Source organism: Sphingopyxis sp. BSNA05 (assembly GCF_013265645.1).
GTDB lineage: Bacteria > Pseudomonadota > Alphaproteobacteria > Sphingomonadales > Sphingomonadaceae > Parasphingorhabdus.
In genome coordinates, this window is sequence record NZ_PYIA01000110.1 from 1 (window position 1) to 1,833 (window position 1,833).

The window sequence follows — 1,833 nt, forward strand, 5'->3', positions numbered from 1 at the left end:
CCCCGACCCACAGATCTTCGTTGCCGGCACCGGTCACCGGTTCGTCGATCAGTGGCTCTTCAACCGGTTCGGGATTTTCCTTTATCTCAATCGGTGTGGACGCGAAAGGATCGGCGACATATTTCTTCGGAGTTACTTCCTGCTCGATAATATCCTGGACCGGATCGAAGGCCGGCAGGCCATCGGCGCCGGGCAAAGGCACGCAGCTCGACGGATCAATGATCACACAGCCGTTGATCGTCGATCCGGCATCAAAACCGATCACGATATCGGTCGCCGGGATCGTATCCACCCCGGTGATCCCGCCAACAATGCCGTTGATGACGATATTGGCAGTGCCTGTAGACGGTCCCGCTATGGACAGGGTCCCCGCGGTGAAGCCGCGACGTTCTGCGTAATCAGTGGTGCCGGTGCCGGTGTTCTGGATCAGCAGATTGTCAGTAACGGTCATCAGGATATTGTCCGCCCGGATCAGGCCATCGGCGAGATCGATGCCGTCGTTATCGGCCAGCCGCAGTTCGATATCGGCGGCCCCGAGACCGGCGATATCGGCCAGCGCCTGGCTGGTCATCGCATAGACATTGAGCGCGGTGACCGAAAGGTTGCCGCTACCGGCAAATTCGCCGTTGGCATTGGTCATCTGGATGGTGCCGCCGGCGGCGTCGACAAACAGGTCCTGATCGGCAACCAGATTGAGCGCTGAGTCGGCATTGCCGTTGGTGAAGTCGAGAAGACCGACAACCGTGATGGACTGTCCGGAGACCAGATTGAGGCTGTTCGCCAGGCCGATATTGGCCGATTGCGGCCCGCTGACATTGTCGCCGACTACCACGTTCAGGTTCTGGATCACCATATCGAAACCGCCTATCGAGGTCGGCACGACGGTGAGGGTGAGATCGCCACCGGAATGGATGCGGCTGAATTCATCATTCTTGAGCGAGAAGCTGCCGGTGAGATCGGTTCCGTCGCCCAGCACCATCTGCGTCGTGCCGTCGCTGAATATCTGGATGTCGCCGGTCAGGTCGGTCTGCCCGAGATTGCCGGTTGAACCGATCTCCATGTCGGCGCTGACCGTCCGGATGTTGCTGCCGACGGCGCTTGCCTGAATGTCGATCAGCCCGCCCGCGGTCAGTTGCAGGTCATTGGCCGCGCTCACCTGGCTGTTGATCAGGATATCCTCGACGGCGGCAATCGTGATGTCGCCACCGGTTGATATTACGCCCGGCGTCGCGACGGAGCCGCCACTCATGCCTGCCAGATCGCTAATCGTCGCCGATCCGCCTGCGGCAATCACGATATCGCCGGTGGCCGCGGCCTGCTGGACATCGATATTGGCGGCCGAGGACAGGCCGATGTCGCCGTCGGTTGCTTCGGCGGCAACGCTCATGTCCTGCTGGGTGATGATCGAAACAGCTGTACCCGATGCGGTCAGCAGGTTGGTCACATCGACATTGTTGGTGACATTGACCAGACCATCAAGGGCGGTGAGGCCGATATCATTGCCGGAGACATTGTCCATGGTGATGCCATTGTCGGCGGATATGGCCACCTGGCCGGTACCGCTCTGGTCCGCATTGACCTCGTCGGCCACAAAGCTGCCTTGCGTCGACACGTCGATGCTGGCGCCGCTGTTCACCGATCCCACGGTCACGTCGCTGGCATTATTGGCGACAATGCCGACATTCCCGCCACCGGTGATGGTGTCGAGCGTGATCGCGTCGCCCGATTCGATCGCCACAGCGCCGGCGGAATCGATATCGCTACCGGTGATACCACCGCCGGCGTTGAGCGCCATGTCGCCGCTGCTGGCCGCGCTGGTGAAGCTGATATTGC

1 protein-coding gene is annotated in these 1,833 nt (G+C 60.7%); it reads right to left on the minus strand.

What is annotated here, in order from left to right; genetic code table 11:
• A partial coding sequence (locus C8024_RS13800; protein WP_173206188.1) for a hypothetical protein occupies positions 1-1,833 on the minus strand: 1,833 nt, incomplete at both ends.